A 17,086-nucleotide genomic window follows, 5' to 3' on the forward strand; every position below is an offset into this window, starting at 1 on the left:
CATGCCAGAATGTCAAGCTGCCTATTTTTTGCGGCGTTCCAGGGGGCGCCGCAGCTTGACAAATTGGCTTCTGGCATACCAAATGCCATCGCCAGCCATTTTTGATCCAAGCGGGCGGAGTATGCCACTCCGTTCCGCCGCATGGAACAGAGCGCGGCGAATGGCAAGCATCACGGGCAGCCGCAATACGCGCGCTTTGCAAAGAACGAACCAGGTCAAGGGAGAAGCCACATGTCCAATTCCAAAGATGCCGTCCGCAAGGTGCTCGACCAGGTCAAGGCGGACAACCGCACGAGCCTGACGGCGCCGGAAGGCAAGCTGGTCTGCGACGCCTACGGCATTCCGGTGCCGAAGGAGGGCGTGGCAAGGTCGGCGGGCGAGGCCGGCAAGATGGCTGCCTCGATGGGCTTCCCGGTCGTGATGAAGATCGTCTCGCCGGACATTCTCCACAAGACCGAAGCCGGCGGCGTCATCGTCGGCCTCAAGACGGCGGAGGATGCCGAGAAGGCCTACGAGACCATTCTCGGCAACGCCAAGAAGTACAAGGCCGATGCCAAGATCGAGGGCGTCCAGGTGCAGCAGATGCTAGCCGGCGGCACCGAGGTCATCGTCGGCTCGATCACCGACGGCTCGTTCGGCAAGCTGGTAGCCTTCGGCCTCGGCGGCGTGCTGGTCGAAGTGCTGAAGGACATCACCTTCCGCCTCGCGCCCGCGACCAAGGAAGACGCGCTCTCGATGCTCGACGGCATCCAGGCCCATGAGATCCTGAAGGGCGTGCGCGGCGGCGAGCCCGTGAACCGCACGGCGCTTGCCGACGTCATCGTCAAGGTCTCGCAGCTCGTCACCGATTTCCCGGAAATCGTCGAGCTCGACCTCAATCCGGTGTTCGCGACGGCGAAGAGCGCGATTGCGGCCGACGTGCGCATCGTCGTCGACTTCGCCTATGTGCCCAAGCCGAAGCCGCGCCCGACCGAAGAGATCGTAGCTGCCATGAGCCGCATCATGCAGCCGAAGGCGGTCGCCGTGGTCGGCGCCTCCGCCGAGGACGGCAAGATCGGCAACTCCGTGATGAAAAACCTCATCAACGGCGGCTACAAGGGCGACATCTATCCGATCCATCCCAAGGCCACCGAGATCCTCGGCTACAAGGCCTACAAGAGCGTCAAGGACGTGCCGGGTGTGATCGACACGGCGGTGTTCGCGATTCCCGCGAAGTTCGTGGCTGCTGCGCTGACCGAATGCGGCGAGAAGAAAATTCCGGGTGCGGTGCTGATCCCCTCGGGCTTCGCCGAGGCCGGCGCGCCGGAGTTGCAGGCCGAGATCGTCGAGGTCGGCAAGAAGTACGACATCCGCCTGATGGGGCCGAACATCTACGGCTTCTACTATACGCCCGCCAATCTCTGCGCGACCTTCTGCACCGCCTACGACGTCAAGGGCCACGCGGCGCTGTCGTCGCAGTCGGGCGGCATCGGCATGGCCATCATCGGCTTCTCGCGTTCGGCCAAGATGGGCGTTTCGGCGATCGTCGGCCTCGGCAACAAGTCCGACATCGACGAGGACGATCTGCTCGCCTTCTTCGAGCAGGATCCCAACACCAACCTGATCGCGCAGCACTGCGAGGACCTCAAGGACGGCCGCGCCTTCGCGGAAGCCGCCAAGCGCGTCTCCAAGAAGAAGCCGGTCGTCGTGCTCAAGGCCGGCCGCACCTCGGCCGGCGCCAAGGCGGCGTCCTCGCACACCGGCGCGCTCGCCGGTAACGACAAGATCTACGAGGACGTCCTGGCGCAGTCCGGCGTGATCCGCGCCCGCAGCTTGCGCCAGCTGCTCGAATTCGCCCGCGGCGTGCCGGTGCTGCCGACGCCGAAGGGCGAGAACGTGCTGATCATCACCGGTGCGGGCGGCTCGGGCGTGCTGCTGTCGGACTCCTGCGTCGACAACGGCCTGTCGCTGATGTCGATGCCGCCGGATCTGGATGCGGCCTTCCGCAAGTTCATCCCGCCGTTTGGAGCCGCCGGAAATCCTGTGGATATCACCGGTGGCGAGCCGCCGATCACCTACGTCAACACGGTGAAGCTCGGCCTGTCGGACGAGCGCATCCATTCGCTGATCCTCGGCTACTGGCACACCATCGTCACCCCGCCGATGGTGTTCGCCCGCAACATGGTCGAGGTGAAGAAGGAGATGGAGGCCAAGGGCTTCGTGAAGCCGATTGTGGCCTCGCTCGCCGGCGACGTCGAGGTCGAGGAAGCCGCCGAATATCTCTACCAGAACGGCATCCCGGCCTACGCCTATTCGACCGAACTGCCGGTCGAGGTCCTGGGTGCCAAGTACAAGTGGGCGCGCGGGGCAGGGCTGCTCTGAGCGTTATCTCTGACGTCATCCCGGGGCGACGCGAAGCGTCGAACTATGGTGCGCACTTGCGCACCTGAGGATCTCGAGATTCCGGGTCTGGTACGCCAGGCCCGCGCTGCGCGCAGTCCCGGCGCACCATCCCGGAATGACGGATGCACAAGCGGCAGGTCGCGATGAGCAAGAACGTGATCCGGCGCAAATCGCTCGAGCCCAGGTCGCCTTCGGAGGCCGACCATGACGCACGCGACGGCGGCGTGCAGTCCGTCGACCGCGCGCTGTCGATCCTCGAGACGCTGGCCGAAGACGACGAGGGCTATCGCCTCAGCGATCTCGCCGTGCGCACCGGCCTGTCGGCCTCCACCGTCCACCGCCTGCTGGCAACGCTCGAAAGCCGCCGCTTCGTGCAGTTCGACCGCGCCGAATCCAAATGGCATGTCGGGGTGCGCGGCTTCACGGTGGGCGCGAGCTTTGCCCGGCGGCGTAATTTCTCCACGCAGGCGATTCCCTATTTGCGCAAGCTGCGCGATCTCACCCGCGAGACCGCCAATCTCGCCGTCGTCGACGACGAGTTCATCATCGTGCTGACCCGCATGGAGAGCCGCGAGATCATGCGCTCGCTGACCCAGGTCGGCGGCCGCGTCGCCATGGTGACGTCGGGCGTCGGCAAGGCGGTGCTCGCAACCTATTCCGACGAGGACGTCGGCGCCGTCATCCGCCATCACGGCATGCCACGCCTGACCGAGAAATCGATCGTGCGGCCGAGCGACCTGTTCAAGGAGCTCGCGACGATCCGCAAGCAGGGCTTTGCGATCGATGACGAAGAGGCCTGCATGGGCCTGCGCTGTATTGCCGCAGTCGTCTACAACGACTGCGCCGAGCCGCTGGCGGCGATCTCCGTCTCCGGCATGACCAGCCGTCTGACCGACGACAGGCTGCCGGAAATCGGGCGAATTGTGCGCGATGTCGCCGGTGAGCTGACGGTCGCGCTCGGCGGGGTGATGCCGAACTCCCGCTGAAGGAACACCGGCGCCGTCGCTGGACAGCATCGGCCGTTTTGGCTGATATGCGACCAAACGACACAATGCGGCAGCTGATCAGCAACGTCCGCACGAGCCTGGAGAATGCCCTCATGTTTCGATTTCCCGCGCGCCTTGTCGGCGCAGCCGTTGCGCTGACCCTGGCGGCAGCCACGCCGAGCCTTGCCCAGCAGCTCGAGCTCAAGCTGATGGCGCCGGCGGCACCGGGCGGGGGCTGGGACCAGACCGCGCGCTCGATGCAGCAGGCGCTTGTCGCCGCGGGCGTCGCGCGCAGCGTGCAGGTCACCAACGTTCCCGGCGCCGGCGGCAGCGTCGGCATCGCGCAGTTCGTCAACGGCGCCAAGGGCGACGGCAACCAGCTGATGGTCAACGGCTTCGTCATGGTCGGCGCGCTCGCCATGAACAAGTCGCCGGTGACGCTCGAGCAGGTGACGCCGATCGCGCGCCTCACCGAGGAAATCCAGGTGATCGTGGTGCCCGCGAATTCGCCGATCAAGACGGCGCAGGATCTCGCCGCTGCGGTGAAGGCCGATATCGCCAAGGTGACCTTCGCCGGCGGCTCGGCCGGCGGCGTCGACCATGTCATGGCGGCACTGTTCGCCGGCGCCGATGCGAAGAAGATCAACTACATCCCGTTCTCCGGCGGCGGCGAGTCTCTGGCGGCGATCCTCGGCGGCAAGGTCACCGCGGGCATTTCGGGGATGAGCGAATATGAAGGGCAGATCAAATCCGGCAAGCTGCGCGCAATCGGCGTGACCTCGGAGAAGCGCATCGCGGGCAGCGACATCCCGACCTTCAAGGAGCAGGGCATCGACCTCGTGATCGCCAACTGGCGCTCGGTGGTCGCGCCTCCCGGCATCACCGCGGAGCAGCGCAAGACCTTGAGCGATGCGGTCGAGAAGATGGTGAAGTCGGACGCCTGGAAGGACATCCTCAAGCAAAAGGGCTGGGAGGACGCCTATCTCGGCGGCGACGCTTTCGCCGACTTCCTGAAGAAGGAAACGGTGCGCGTCACCGACGTGCTGAGGTCGGTCGGCCTGGTCAAGTCATGACCTCAGGCGATCCCGCCCAGCCGCCGCGGCGCGTCGATCGCGCCGGCATCGTCATCGCTGCACTGCTCGCAGGTCTTGCCGCGGTGCTGGTCTGGGACGCGCGCGGCCTGCAATCCACCACGATGTACGGGATGGGGCCGGAGGCGATGCCGGTGGTGATCGCCACCGGCCTCGCGCTGCTCGCGATCGGCAATCTCGTCGACGCGCTGCGCGGCAACCTGCCGGCGCGCGAGAGCGCCGATCCCGTGCCTGTGGTCTTGATCCTCGCCGGCCTTGCGCTGCTGATCGCCATCATCGGCTTCGGCGGTGGCTTCATCCTGGCGACGTCGGCGCTGTTCGTCACGACGTCGGCGGCGTTCGGACGCCGTGCCGTCCTTGTCGATTCCGTCATCGCGCTCGTGATGTCGACCCTCATCTATCTCGCGTTCGACCGGCTGTTGACGCTGAGCCTTCCCGCCGGCCCCCTGGAGCGACTGCTGTGATGGACACCTTCGCCGCGCTGGCGCACGGCATGGCGGTCGCCGTCCAGCCGATGAATCTGCTCTATGCGCTGATCGGCGTATTCCTGGGCACCGCCGTCGGCGTGCTGCCCGGCATCGGCCCGGCATTGACGGTCGCGCTGCTCTTGCCGGTGACGTACAAGCTCGATCCCGGCGGCTCGCTGATCATGTTTGCCGGCATCTATTATGGCGGCATGTATGGCGGCTCGACCACCGCGATCCTGATCAACACGCCCGGCGAGAGCGCCTCGATGGCGACCGCGCTCGAGGGCAACAAGATGGCCAAGGCCGGCCGCGGCGGGCCGGCGCTCGCGACCTCCGCGATCGGCTCCTTTGTCGCCGGCACCATCGCCACCATCGGGCTCGCCTTTCTCGCGCCGTGGCTGGTCGATTTCGCCGTGCGCTTCGGCCCCGAGGACTATTTCGCGCTGATGTGCGTCGCCTTCGTCACGGTGTCGGCGACCTTCGGCGATTCCCCGATCCGCGGCCTCACCAGCCTGTTCATCGGCCTGACGCTGGGCCTCGTCGGCATCGACAAGCTGACCGGTCAGGCCCGGCTCGCGTTCGGCGTCCCCGAGCTGCTCGACGGCGTCGAGGTGACGACGCTTGCGGTCGGTTTGTTCGCGGTGGGCGAGGCGCTCTACGTCGCATCGCGTCGTCACCACACCGAGGAGAAGCTCGAGCCGGTGCGCGGCTCGCTGTGGATGACGAAGGAAGACTGGAAGCGGTCGTGGAAGCCGTGGCTGCGCGGCACCATGTTCGGCTTCCCGATCGGTGCGCTGCCGGCGGGCGGCGCGGAGATCCCGACCTTCCTGTCCTATTCGACCGAGAAACGGCTGACGAAGCACCCGGAAGAATTCGGCAAGGGCGCGATCGAAGGCGTCGCAGGACCGGAGGCCGCCAACAACGCCTCGGCCGCCGGAACGCTGGTGCCACTCCTGACGCTGGGTTTGCCGACCTCGGCGACGGCCGCGATGATGCTGGCGGGCTTCCAGCAATACGGCCTCAATCCGGGGCCGCTGCTGTTCGCCGAGCGGCCGGACCTCGTGTGGGGCCTGATCGCGAGCCTCTTCATCGCCAATTGCATGCTGCTGGTGCTCAACCTGCCGCTGGTCGGGCTGTGGGTGCGGCTGCTCGCGATCCCGCAGCCGTGGCTCTATGCCGGCATCCTCGTGTTCGCGACCATGGGCACCATCGCGGCCAAGCCGTCGGTGGTCGAATTGTCGATGCTGGCGGGCTTCGGCGTGCTGGGCTTCCTGATGCGCCGGTTCGACTTTCCGATCGCGCCCGTCGTCGTCGGCCTGATCCTCGGCCCGATCGCCGAGAGCCAGTTGCGCAGAGCGCTTGCGATCAGCCTCGGCGATCCCATGACGCTGCTCCAGAGTCCGATCTCGGCGACGCTGCTCGTCATCGCGCTGGTTGCGCTGCTGGCCCCGTTCGTGCTGAAGGGGATGGGGCGCTTCAAGGCGAATGAGGACTAGCCGTCCCGGCGCGCGCGTCCTTGAATGCTGCGCCCAGCTCGTTGAGGAAACGCCATGCCGTCGGAACTCCGCTCGCCCCGTCTCGCCGTCCTGATCGATGCCGACAACGCCTCCGCAAAGATCGCGGATGGCCTGTTCGAGGAGATTGCCAAGATCGGCGAGGCCAGCGTTCGCCGCATCTATGGCGACTTCTCCAGCTCGCGGTCCAAGGGGTGGGCTGATATTCTGTCGAAGCACGCCATCATCCCGCAGCAGCAATTCGCCTATACGACGGGAAAGAACGCGTCCGACATCACCCTGGTCATCGACGCCATGGACCTGCTCCACAGCGGCCGGTTCGACGGCTTCTGCCTGGTGTCATCCGACAGCGACTTTACCCGTCTGGCCGCCCGCATCCGGGAACAGGGCGTCGACGTCTTCGGGTTCGGCGAGCAGAAGACGCCGGAAAGCTTCAGGCAGGCCTGCCGAAGGTTCGTCTACACCGAGAACCTGCTTGCCGCCCCGACGACCAACCAGGACGCCGCCGCAAGATCGACGTCGCTTCAGCCGCTTGATGCAGCGACCCCCATCATCAAGAAGGTCATCACCCAGATGGAGAGCGAGGACGGCTGGGTCGCGCTCGGGGAAGTCGGGCGGCAGCTCGCCAATCTGGCGTCCGATTTCGATCCGAGGACGTTCGGGTTCCGCAAGCTGAGCGACCTCGTGCGCAAGACGAACTCGTTCGAGATCGACGAGTCAAAGGGCCGCTCGATGCGGATTCGAGTCAAGCCCGCTGCCGCAGCGCCGCCGAGAAGGCGGAACCCGCGCAGGCCTGCAAGGGCGGCGACGGGCGGCTCGGCGCCTAAGGCGTAAGCAGGGCCTGCCGTTATATTTGCGCTTGCCCGCTATGGCGCGGGGCGTAACCATCGGTGGGCCGTAACGCCACGCGAGGGTCCCGATGACCAGACTTACCCGCTTCGCCGTCGCACCGCTGCATTCGATGACCCGGCGGCTGGCCGATGTCGCCTCCGCGCGCGTCGCGCCGGATCTCGTGGTCACCGGGGGCCGGGTGCTTTCGACCTATTCGGAGCGCATCCACGCGAACCGCGAGGTCTGGATCACCGGCGGCCGTGTCGCCGCGGTCAAGCCGGCTGGAACGGCCAAGAAGGCGTGGAGCGGCGTTGCCCTCTACGACGCGGCCGGCGGCATCATCGCGCCGGGGCTGGTCGATCCGCATATCCACATCGAATCCTCGATGGTGACGGCCTGTGCCTATGCCGAGGCAGCACTCCTCAACGGCACCACCACGATCTTCTGCGACAGCCACGAGATCGGCAACGTCATGGACGTCGCCGGCGTCGAGGCGATGCTGGAGGACGCGCGCGAGGCGCCGCTGTCGATCTTTTTGACGGTGCCGTCGACCGTCCCGGCCACGTCGGCGGAGCTTGAGACCGCGGGTGGCGACCTCACGCCGGACAAGATCGCCGGCCTGTTCGACCGTTGGCCCGAGGCGGTGGCGCTCGGCGAGAAGATGGATTTCGTGCCCGTCACGATGGGCGACGAGCGCAGCCACGCCATCCTCGCCGCCGCCTTGAAGCGCGGCCGGCCGGTGTCCGGTCACGTCTATGGCCGCGAGTTCGTCGCGGCCTATGCGGCGAGCGGCGTCACCGACACCCATGAGGCGATCGACCGCGACATCGCCGACGATCTGCTCGACGCCGGCGTCTGGGTGTTCCTGCGCGGTGGCCCGCCGACCACGCCCTGGCACTCGCTGCCGCAGGCGATCCGGACGATCACCGAGCTCGGGGCCTCGCACAAGCGCACCGCCGTGTGCACCGACGACCGCGACGCCGACGATCTCCTGCTGTTCGGCCTCGACTGGGTGGTGCGCGAGGCGGTGAAGGCGGGCATGTCGCCCGAACAGGCCTGGTCGATGGGCTCGCTGCACGGCGCCACCCGCTTCGGCATGGAGGGCGATATCGGCGGGCTCGGTGGCGGCCGCCGCGCCGATCTCGTGCTGATGGACGATCAGCTCAAGCCGCAATGCACCTGGTATGGCGGCGAGCTTGTGGTCGAGCACGGCAAGATCACGCCTCGGCTCGATCAGGCGCTGTCGCAGCGCTATCAATATCCGAAGGCGGCCTATGCGACCGTGAAGCTCCCGGAGAAGGTCAAGCTGACGCCGGAGCTGCCGGCGAAAGCCTGCACCGTCAACGCCATCAAGACCGCGCTGCCGGGCATCACCTTGATCCACGAGAAAGTCGCAATCGAGCCGGCCAAGGACTGGCCGACGCTGTTCGCACGCTACGGCCTGTGCTTCGTCACCGTCGTCGAGCGCCACGGCAAATCGGCCGGCAATGTCGCCTATGGCCTGCTGAAGGATTTTGGCCTGAAGCGTGGTGCGGTCGCCTCCAGCGTCGGGCACGACAGCCACAACATCATCGTTGCCGGAACCAACGAACCCGACATGCAGGTCGCGATCGCGGCGATCAAGGAGCACCAGGGCGCTGTCTGCGTCGTCGCCGACGGCAAGGTGAGAGCGCTGGTGCCGCTGCCGATCGCGGGGCTGTTGTCCGACAAGCGTGTCACGGAGGTGGCCGAGGAGGTCAAGGTGCTGAAGAAGGAATGGGCGGAAGCCGGTTGCACCATCCCCTACATGGGCTTCAATCTGATTCCGCTATCGGTCATTCCGGAAATTCGCATCACCGACAAGGGCCTCGTGCTGGTGCCGCAGATGGAGCTGGCGCCGCTGTTCGAGTGAAGCGCTTTCACGGATATCTCGATCTAACTGATTGACACGCCCACGATTTTTCCACGGCTGCCGCATCGTGGAAAATAAAATCGATCTCGTTGAGATCGCACCTTGCGCGCCCGATGATCTCGCTCGCTGACGCAACTTGAGCGAGGTCCGATATGGCGAAGATGCGAGCTATCGATGCGGCCGTGCGAATTCTGGAGAAGGAAGGCATCTCGACTGCCTTCGGCGTTCCAGGAGCCGCGATCAATCCGCTTTACTCGGCGTTGAAGAAGCGCGGCTCGATCCGCCATATCCTGGCGCGTCATGTCGAGGGCGCCTCGCACATGGCCGAGGGCTATACGCGGGCGAAGGCCGGCAATATCGGGGTCTGCATCGGTACGTCGGGGCCGGCCGGCACCGACATGATCACCGGGCTCTATTCGGCGATCGCCGATTCGATTCCGATCCTCTGCATCACCGGGCAGGCGCCGCGGGCGCGGCTCTACAAGGAGGATTTTCAGGCGGTCGATATCGAGTCGATCGCAAAGCCCGTGACCAAATGGGCGGTCACCGTGCGCGAGCCGGCGCTGGTGCCGCGGGTGTTCAGCCAGGCGTTTCACGTCATGCGCTCAGGGCGGCCGGGGCCGGTGCTGATCGACATGCCGCTCGACGTGCAGCTCGCCGAGATCGAGTTCGACGACGAGACCTATGAGCCGCTGCCGGTTTACAAGCCGGCCGCGACCCGCAAGCAGGTCGAGAAGGCGCTGGAGATGCTCAACGCGGCCGAGCGGCCGCTGATCGTGGCGGGCGGCGGCATCATCAACGCGGACGCCTCGGACCTCCTGGTCGAATTCGCCGAGATCGCCAATGTGCCGGTCGTGCCGACGCTGATGGGGTGGGGCGCGATCCCCGACGATCACGTGCTGATGGCCGGCATGGTCGGCCTTCAGACCAGTCACCGCTACGGCAACGCCACGATGCTCGAATCGGATTTCGTGCTCGGCATCGGCAACCGCTGGGCCAACCGCCACACCGGCTCGGTCGAGACCTACACCAAGGGCCGCACCTTCGTGCATGTCGACATCGAGCCGACGCAGATCGGGCGGGTGTTCAATCCCGATCTCGGCATCGTCTCGGACGCCAAGGCCGCGCTCGAACTCTTCGTCGCCGTCGCCAGGGAGTGGCGGAGGTCAGGCAGGCTCCGCGAGCGCCAGGCGTGGCCCGCGGCCTGCCGCGATCGCAAGCGCTCGATGCTGCGCAAGAGCCATTTCGACAATGTCCCGATCAAGCCGCAGCGCGTCTATGAGGAGATGAACAAGGCATTCGGCCGCGACACCACCTATGTCACCGTGATCGGCCTGTCGCAGATCGCGGGTGCGCAGTTCCTCGGCGTCTACAAGCCGCGCAACTGGATCAATGCGGGGCAGGCGGGGCCGCTGGGCTGGACGCTGCCCGCGGCGCTCGGCGTGCGCGCGGCCTGCCCGGATCGCGACATCGTCGCGCTGTCAGGCGATTACGATTTCCAGTTCCTGATCGAGGAGCTCGCGGTCGGGGCGCAGTTCAACCTGCCCTACATCCACGTCGTCGTGAACAATTCCTATCTCGGCCTGATCCGCCAGGCCCAGCGCGGCTTCGACATGGACTACCACGTCCAGCTCTCGTTCGAGAACATCAACGCGCCCGAGCTCGGCGGCTATGGTGTCGACCATGTCGCAGTCGCCGAAGGCCTCGGCTGCAAGGCGATCCGCGTCACCGATCCCAAGGACTCGCAGGCCGCGTTTGCGACGGCGCGCGAGCTGATGGCGAAGCACCGCGTGCCCGTGGTGGTCGAGTTCATTCTCGAACGCGTCACCAACATCGCGATGGGGACGGAGATCGACAACATCGTCGAGTTCGAGGAGGTGCTGGACCTGGCTCTCGACGAGGTCGGGACCAAGCGGCCCGGCGTGCTTCAGCCGGCGGAATAGGGGACAGCATCATGCCGAAGTTTGCCGCCAACCTCACCATGCTCTTCAACGAGATGCCGTTCCTCGACCGCTTCGCCGCGGCGAAAGCGGCGGGCTTTGCCGGGGTCGAATATCTCTTCCCCTATGATTTCGACAAGGCGCAGCTCCGAGAGCAGCTCGAGGCCCACGGGCTGACGCAGGTGCTGCACAATCTACCGGCCGGCAATTGGGCCGGGGGCGAGCGCGGCATCGCGATCCTGCCAGACCGCACCGCCGAATTCCGCGACGGCGTGTTCCGCGCCATCGATTATGCCAAGGCGCTCGATTGCGACCAGCTCAACTGCCTCGTCGGCATCGCGCCTGTTGATGCCGATCCGCGCGAGCTCAACGAGACGCTGGTCGGCAATCTACGCTTTGCCGCCTCGACGCTGGCGCGGGAGAACATCAGGCTGCTGGTCGAGCCGATCAATACGCTCGACATTCCCGGCTTCCACCTCAACGGCACCGAGCAGGCGGTGCAGCTCATCTCCGAGGTGCGGTCGAACAATTTGTTCATCCAGTACGACATCTACCACATGCAGATCATGGAGGGCGATCTCGCCCGCACCATGCAGGAATATCTCCCCCAGATCGCCCACGTCCAGCTTGCCGACAATCCCGGCCGTCACGAGCCGGGCACCGGCGAGATCAACTACCCCTTCCTGTTCCGCCACCTCGACGCGATCGGCTATCGCGGCTGGATCGGCTGCGAATACAAGCCGCGCACCACGACGCTGGAAGGCCTGTCCTGGCACGCGGCGCAGACCTTCGAGACGTAGTCATAGCCACGGTCACGGTGCGCTCCCTCTCCCGCTTGCGGGAGAGGGCTGGGGTGGGGGGCCTCCGCAATGGGGCTCGTGAGATGCGTCGATAATCCCAATGCGGACAGAACCCTCACCCGGCGCTTCGCGCGCACCTCTCCCGCAAGCGGGAGAGGTGCACCGAGCCCGCGGATCGACTTAGCCTGAACAAAGAGGAATGATTTGACATGATCGACATCGGCTTTATCGGACTTGGCACCATGGGACGGCCGATGGCCGGCCATCTTCTGGCCGCGGGCCATCGCGTGCTCCTGCACGACGTTGCGCCGGTGTCGCCCGAGCTGATCGCGGCGGGCGGCATCGCCTGCAAGTCGGGCAGGGAGGTCGCGGAGGAGGCGGATGCCGTCATCATCATGGTGCCGGATACGCCGCATGTTGAGGCTGTGCTGTTCGGCAAGGACGGCGTCGCGAGCGGCATCTCCAAGGGTAAGATCGTCGTCGACATGAGCTCGATCTCGCCGCTGGCGACGAAGGAGTTTGCCAAGAAGATCGAGGCGCTGGGTGCGGACTATCTCGATGCGCCAGTATCGGGCGGGGAGGTCGGGGCGAAAGCTGCGAGCCTCACCATCATGGTCGGCGGGCCGGAGCGGGCCTTTGGCACCATGAAGCCGATCTTCGACAGGATGGGCAAGAACATCACGCATGTCGGCGCCAATGGCGACGGACAGACCACGAAGGTCGCCAATCAGATCATCGTCGCGCTGACGATCGAGGCGGTGAGCGAAGCGCTGCTGTTCGCATCGAAGGCCGGGGCGAACCCCGCGCTGGTGCGCAAGGCGCTGATGGGCGGCTTTGCCTCGTCGCGGATTCTCGAAGTGCATGGCGAGCGCATGGTAAAGCGCAATTTCGATCCCGGCTTCCGCATCGAGCTGCACCAGAAGGATCTCAATCTCGCGCTCGAAGGCGCTCGCTCGCTCGGACTGTCGCTGCCGAGCACAGCGGTGGCGCAGCAATTGTTCTCATCCTGCACCGCGCATGGCGGCAAGGGCTGGGATCATTCGGCGATGGTGCGCGCGCTGGAACTGATGGCGGGGCACGAGATCGCCGCGGCGTAAGCGTTACGCGGGAACACTCTCCAGATTTGACCTGTCTTTCGTCCCGCGGGAACCGGAACAATGGTCCGCTCCCGCGGGTTGGGAGTGCATGACAATCACTGGAGAGATAAGCGCATGAAAACCCGTCTTGCGATTTCGTTGGCTGCCGCGTCCCTGCTGGCGTCGAGTGCGGCCTTTGCTCAGTCGACGACCGAAGAGGGCGCAAGGAACGGCGCGCGTGCGGGCGGCGATATCGGTGGTCCGGTCGGAGCGATGGTCGGCGGCACCGTCGGTGCGGCCGTCGGCGCCGGCCTCGAAATCCCGAATGCGATCCTGGGCGGAATCCCGCGCGATGACTCTGTCGTGATCCACGAGCGCGTCGTGGTCGGCGAGCCGCTGCCCCCGACCGTGGTGCTGCGTCCCGTGCCGAACTACACCGAATATCGCTATGCGGTCGTGAACGACCGCCGCGTCATCGTCGAGCCGCGGACGCGCCGCGTCGTCAAGATCATCGACTGACCGGCATCGGCGTTGAGTGAAAACGGGCCCTGCGGAGCGTCACTCCGCGGGGCCTTCGCTTGTGACGGATACGCTGGGGCGTAGGCGTGTCATGACCCAATCGGCTGCGGCTGCGAGCGCAAAGCCGGCGCAGGCGGTGGCGGCATCGACCAGAAAATCCTCCAGCCGTGCATGGCGTCCCGGCGTCCAGAACTGCATCAGCTCGAGCAGGCCGATCAGGATGACCGAGACGGCCGCCGCTGCCAGGCGTCGCTTCCGATAGGCGAGGCCGAAGGCCAGCCCGACCAGGATGAAGGCGAGCGCATGCTCGCCGTCCTGGCCGAGGTCGGAATGGGGGCGCAGGCCGGGCGGACCGAGGGTTGCAAAGGCAACGGCCGCAGCGAGCAGCCAGGCAAAGGCACGAACCAAAATGGACATCCGCACCGCTTAGCACGGTTTTGCAGGGCCTGCGCGGGCTACGGATCAGATCGCCGTGTAGTTAATGACGAAACGTTAAAGTGGCTCGCGCACGCCGAGGCCCTGCATGAAACGCTCCCGGATCTGCACGGGATCGCGCCGGGTGGTGCCGACGCCCGGCTTGTCGTCGATGCGGACCGCGATCAGGCTCGGCTCGGGGGCCGACATGGCCTCCTCGACCAGGCGCTCGAAATCCTCCTCGTCGGCGGCCCAGGCGCTGTTGGCGAGCCCCGAGCCGGCGGCGATGGCGACGATATCGGCGACGTCAGCGGCCGGCGTCGGCTGCGCGCCGGTGATCTGGTAGATGCCGTTGTCCATCACGATCATGATCAGGTTCTTCGGCTTCAACGCCGCAATCGTCGAGAGTGCGCCGAGCTGCATCAGCAGCGAGCCGTCGCCTTCGAGCGCGAAGACGCGGCGCTCCGGCTGCGCCAGCGCAACGCCGAGCGCGATCGGGAAGGCGAGCCCCATGCTGCCGAGCATGTAGAAATTCTGCGGGCGGTGGCCGGCGGCCCAGAGGTCGAAATTGGTATTGCCGATGCCGCCGATCACGGCCTCCTCGTGCTTGAGCTTTGCGATCAGGCGCGAAGTCACGTCGAAGCGGTTCATCACCTTGGTGTTGCGCGTGTTCATGTTTGAACTCATTTGGCCGGCCTCACTTGTCGAAGACCTTGCCGCCGGTGAGCAGCGGGTTGAGGATCAGGGCCACCGGCGCTTGCGTGGTGATCGCTTGCTTGATCGAGCGGTCGGCGATGAATTCAAGCTCGTCGAGCCGGGTGATGGTGTGATGCTCCAGCGCCAGCGAATCCAGCACCGGGCGCATGGTGCGGCAGACCAGCGACTGGCCGTAGTTGAACTCGCCGAGCGTGCCGCGCTCGGACACGAACATGATCAGCGGGATCTGGTAGGGCACCGCGAGCGAGGCGAGCACGTTGGCGAGCGTCGCAAAGCCCGAGGTCTGCATCAGCACCGCGCCGCGCCGTCCGCCCATCCAGGCGCCCGAGACGATGCCGACGGCTTCCTCCTCGCGGGCGGTGGCGAAGGTGGTGAAGAAGGGATCGGCATGCAGGTTCTTGATCAGCGGCGTGAGCACGCGGTCGGGCACGTAAGGGATCAGGCTGATCTCGTTCCGCTTCAAGGTCTGCAGGACGATGCCGTGCCAGCTCCCGTCGCCGGACCCCTGCGTCGAGGTCTGCTGTTCCGCAATCGCCATTGCGCTCTCCCTTGGCGTATTCCTTGGGCCGCGCATGCTTCTTGGTCTTTGCCATTGCCCTGGCCGTCGCGGCGATCCGCCGAACTTGACGCAGGCCGCGGGATTGTCAACATGTCCGGGCCGGCACCGTGATCTGCGCCAGGCGGCCTGCCGTGGCCGGCACCGCCATGTCATAAGCGGCGACAATGAGAAATTGGGAGGAAGGCATGGACGGGCGCGCGCCGCGCTGACCTTGTGGGCCTCCTCGAGAGAGCCGGAAGGGTCCTGATGTCCGTCAACAACAAGCGCGTCTTCTACGTCAAATATCTGGCCAATCCGATCTATATCGACATCCTCAAGGCGCGGCCCGACGTCCGGCTCGACCGCATCGAGAACGAGAGCCCCGAAGACTTCTATGCGCCGATCCTCTCGGCCGCCCATGTCTACCAGATCGGCGCGGCCCGCGACGAGCTCGCCCCGCACTTCCATGTCGATGCCGCCTTCCTGAAACGGACGCCGAATTTGCTGCTCGTCTCCAGCAACGGCGCGGGCTTCGATCCCGTTGACGTCGAAGCCTGTACCGATGCGGGCGTGCTGGTCGTCAACCAGTCCGGCGGCAACGCCCATTCGGTCGCCGAGCATGCGCTGGCGATGATGCTGACGCTGTCCAAGCGCATCATCCAGTCCGACCGTCGCCTGCGCCGCGAGCGCGACGTCAATCGCAACGACCTCGTCGGCAACGAGGTCGAGCACAAGACCGTCGGCATCATCGGCCTCGGCAATGTCGGCCGCCGCATCGCCGCGCTGTGCAAGGGATTGCTCGGCATGAAGGTGCTGGCCTATGACCCGTATCTAACCGCCGAAGTGATGGCCGAGCGCGGCGGCGAGAAGGTCGAGCTCGACGAGCTGCTGCGCCGCGCCGACTTCGTCTCGATCTCCTGCCCGCTCAACAAGGGCAGCCGCAACATGATCAGCGTGCGTGAATTCGCGCTGATGCAGCCGCATGCCTATTTCATCACCACCGCGCGCGGCTTCATCCACGACGAGGACGCGCTGCTCCAGGCGCTGCGCGACAAGCGCATTGCGGGGGCCGGTCTCGACGTCTGGTCCAAGGAGCCGCCGCCGCCCGAGCATCCGCTGCTCCAGTTCGACAACGTGCTGGCGAGCCCGCATACCGCGGGCGTGACGACCGAGGCGCGCCAGAACATGGGCCGCATCGCCGCCGAGCAGGTGCTGGACACGCTCGACGGCAAGCGCCCGCCGCGCATCATCAATCCCGAGGTCTGGCCGCGCTACGCCGAGCGCTTCAAGCAGGCGTTCGGCGTGATGCCCGGGTAGGGACGCGCACGACGTTTGATTGCGCTCCAGTCATTGGTTACCGCGATGAAAATACAAAGTGGCGCATCTTATCGATTGCGTGAGGGAACGCGTATGACTTGTCCTGTAGATGAAAGGCCATGAGCATATTTTCGATTGCGACGTCCGGACTTTCTGCGGCGAGCCTGCGCGTGAACGTGGCCGCGAGCAACATCGCCAATATCAGCACGACCGGCCCGCTGCCAGCATCAGTTGGATCGAGCACATCGGCCGGTGCGGGCAGTTCGGGCATTGCTCCGACCTTTCCCGCGGCTTATGTGCCGCTGCGCGTCGATCAGGTCTCCCAATCGAGCGGCTCGACGCCCGGCGGTACGGTCGCGACCGTGTCGGCGGTTTCGCCGAGCTATATCGCACAGTCGGATCCGAGCGCTCCCTTCGCAAACGAGGACGGCCTGGTCGCAGCGCCGAATGTCGATCTCGCCAACGAATTCGTTGAACTGGCGACCGCGAAGTACAGCTTCATTGCCAATGCGAAGGTCATTCAAGCCTACGCCGAGACGACAGAGTCGCTGCTCGATATCAAGACGTAATGGTTGACGTCGGCCCGTGCGCCCGGTGTCGCGC

16 protein-coding genes are annotated in these 17,086 nt (G+C 65.8%); 13 read left to right on the plus strand and 3 right to left on the minus strand.

The features are described 5' to 3' along the window. Positions 1-231: 231 nt before the first annotated feature. From ACE10W_RS12670 to ACE10W_RS12720, 11 genes are all read left to right on the plus strand, one after another. Entirely contained in the window at positions 232-2,361 is a 2,130-nt protein-coding gene (locus ACE10W_RS12670) for an acetate--CoA ligase family protein (RefSeq protein WP_038966065.1), read from the plus strand. Between the two features lie 164 nt (positions 2,362-2,525). Continuing rightward, on the plus strand, positions 2,526-3,368 hold the full coding sequence (locus tag ACE10W_RS12675; protein WP_028172212.1) for an IclR family transcriptional regulator: 843 nt from the start codon (positions 2,526-2,528) through the stop codon (positions 3,366-3,368). A 113-nt stretch (positions 3,369-3,481) separates the two neighbouring features. After that, entirely contained in the window at positions 3,482-4,441 is a 960-nt protein-coding gene (locus tag ACE10W_RS12680; RefSeq protein WP_304551879.1) for a tripartite tricarboxylate transporter substrate binding protein, read from the plus strand. Continuing rightward, complete coding sequence (locus ACE10W_RS12685) at positions 4,438-4,923, plus strand: tripartite tricarboxylate transporter TctB family protein (RefSeq protein WP_304551880.1); 486 nt, start codon at positions 4,438-4,440, stop codon at positions 4,921-4,923. The genes ACE10W_RS12680 and ACE10W_RS12685 overlap by 4 nt, the downstream gene beginning before the upstream one ends. Next, positions 4,923-6,422, plus strand: a complete 1,500-nt coding sequence (locus ACE10W_RS12690) for a tripartite tricarboxylate transporter permease (protein ID WP_161535723.1) — start codon at positions 4,923-4,925, stop codon at positions 6,420-6,422. The genes ACE10W_RS12685 and ACE10W_RS12690 overlap by 1 nt, the downstream gene beginning before the upstream one ends. 54 nt (positions 6,423-6,476) lie before the next feature. Beyond that, entirely contained in the window at positions 6,477-7,274 is a 798-nt protein-coding gene (locus ACE10W_RS12695; RefSeq protein WP_011085948.1) for an NYN domain-containing protein, read from the plus strand. A gap of 85 nt (positions 7,275-7,359) precedes the next feature. Beyond that, positions 7,360-9,162, plus strand: a complete 1,803-nt coding sequence (locus ACE10W_RS12700; RefSeq protein WP_304551882.1) for an adenine deaminase C-terminal domain-containing protein — start codon at positions 7,360-7,362, stop codon at positions 9,160-9,162. Between the two features lie 152 nt (positions 9,163-9,314). Next, positions 9,315-11,105, plus strand: a complete 1,791-nt coding sequence (gene gcl / locus ACE10W_RS12705; protein WP_011085950.1) for a glyoxylate carboligase — start codon at positions 9,315-9,317, stop codon at positions 11,103-11,105. An 11-nt stretch (positions 11,106-11,116) separates the two neighbouring features. Next, positions 11,117-11,902 (plus strand): hydroxypyruvate isomerase, encoded by a 786-nt coding sequence (gene hyi, locus ACE10W_RS12710; RefSeq protein ID WP_304551884.1) that lies wholly within the window; start codon positions 11,117-11,119, stop codon positions 11,900-11,902. Between the two features lie 209 nt (positions 11,903-12,111). Then, a complete protein-coding gene (locus ACE10W_RS12715) occupies positions 12,112-12,999 on the plus strand; it encodes a 2-hydroxy-3-oxopropionate reductase (RefSeq protein WP_011085952.1) in 888 nt (295 codons plus the stop codon). A 114-nt stretch (positions 13,000-13,113) separates the two neighbouring features. Then, on the plus strand, positions 13,114-13,497 hold the full coding sequence (locus tag ACE10W_RS12720) for a DUF1236 domain-containing protein (RefSeq protein WP_028172203.1): 384 nt from the start codon (positions 13,114-13,116) through the stop codon (positions 13,495-13,497). Between the two features lie 39 nt (positions 13,498-13,536). Here the strand turns inward: ACE10W_RS12720 and ACE10W_RS12725 are convergent, their stop codons facing one another. The 3 genes from ACE10W_RS12725 to ACE10W_RS12735 form a co-directional block, all read right to left on the minus strand. Further along, positions 13,537-13,914 (minus strand): VanZ family protein, encoded by a 378-nt coding sequence (locus ACE10W_RS12725; RefSeq protein WP_028172202.1) that lies wholly within the window; start codon positions 13,912-13,914, stop codon positions 13,537-13,539. 75 nt (positions 13,915-13,989) lie between these two features. Then, on the minus strand, positions 13,990-14,598 hold the full coding sequence (locus ACE10W_RS12730) for a thiamine pyrophosphate-dependent enzyme (protein ID WP_304551888.1): 609 nt from the start codon (positions 14,596-14,598) through the stop codon (positions 13,990-13,992). A gap of 10 nt (positions 14,599-14,608) precedes the next feature. Beyond that, positions 14,609-15,166: a thiamine pyrophosphate-binding protein gene (locus ACE10W_RS12735; RefSeq protein ID WP_028172200.1), complete on the minus strand. Its 558-nt coding sequence runs from the start codon at positions 15,164-15,166 to the stop codon at positions 14,609-14,611. A 267-nt stretch (positions 15,167-15,433) separates the two neighbouring features. On the opposite strand from ACE10W_RS12735, the gene ACE10W_RS12740 reads away from it, so the two are divergent. Both ACE10W_RS12740 and ACE10W_RS12745 read left to right on the plus strand, forming a co-directional pair. Next, positions 15,434-16,483: a hydroxyacid dehydrogenase gene (locus tag ACE10W_RS12740; protein ID WP_161535714.1), complete on the plus strand. Its 1,050-nt coding sequence runs from the start codon at positions 15,434-15,436 to the stop codon at positions 16,481-16,483. 119 nt (positions 16,484-16,602) lie between these two features. Continuing rightward, the gene (locus tag ACE10W_RS12745; RefSeq protein ID WP_304551891.1) at positions 16,603-17,052 is read left to right on the plus strand and encodes a flagellar basal body rod protein FlgC; all 450 of its coding nucleotides are present in this window, start codon (positions 16,603-16,605) and stop codon (positions 17,050-17,052) included. The last annotated feature ends 34 nt before the right edge of the window (positions 17,053-17,086 follow it).

This window comes from Bradyrhizobium sp. B025 (assembly GCF_042257955.1).
Classification (GTDB): Bacteria; Pseudomonadota; Alphaproteobacteria; order Rhizobiales; family Xanthobacteraceae; genus Bradyrhizobium; species Bradyrhizobium diazoefficiens.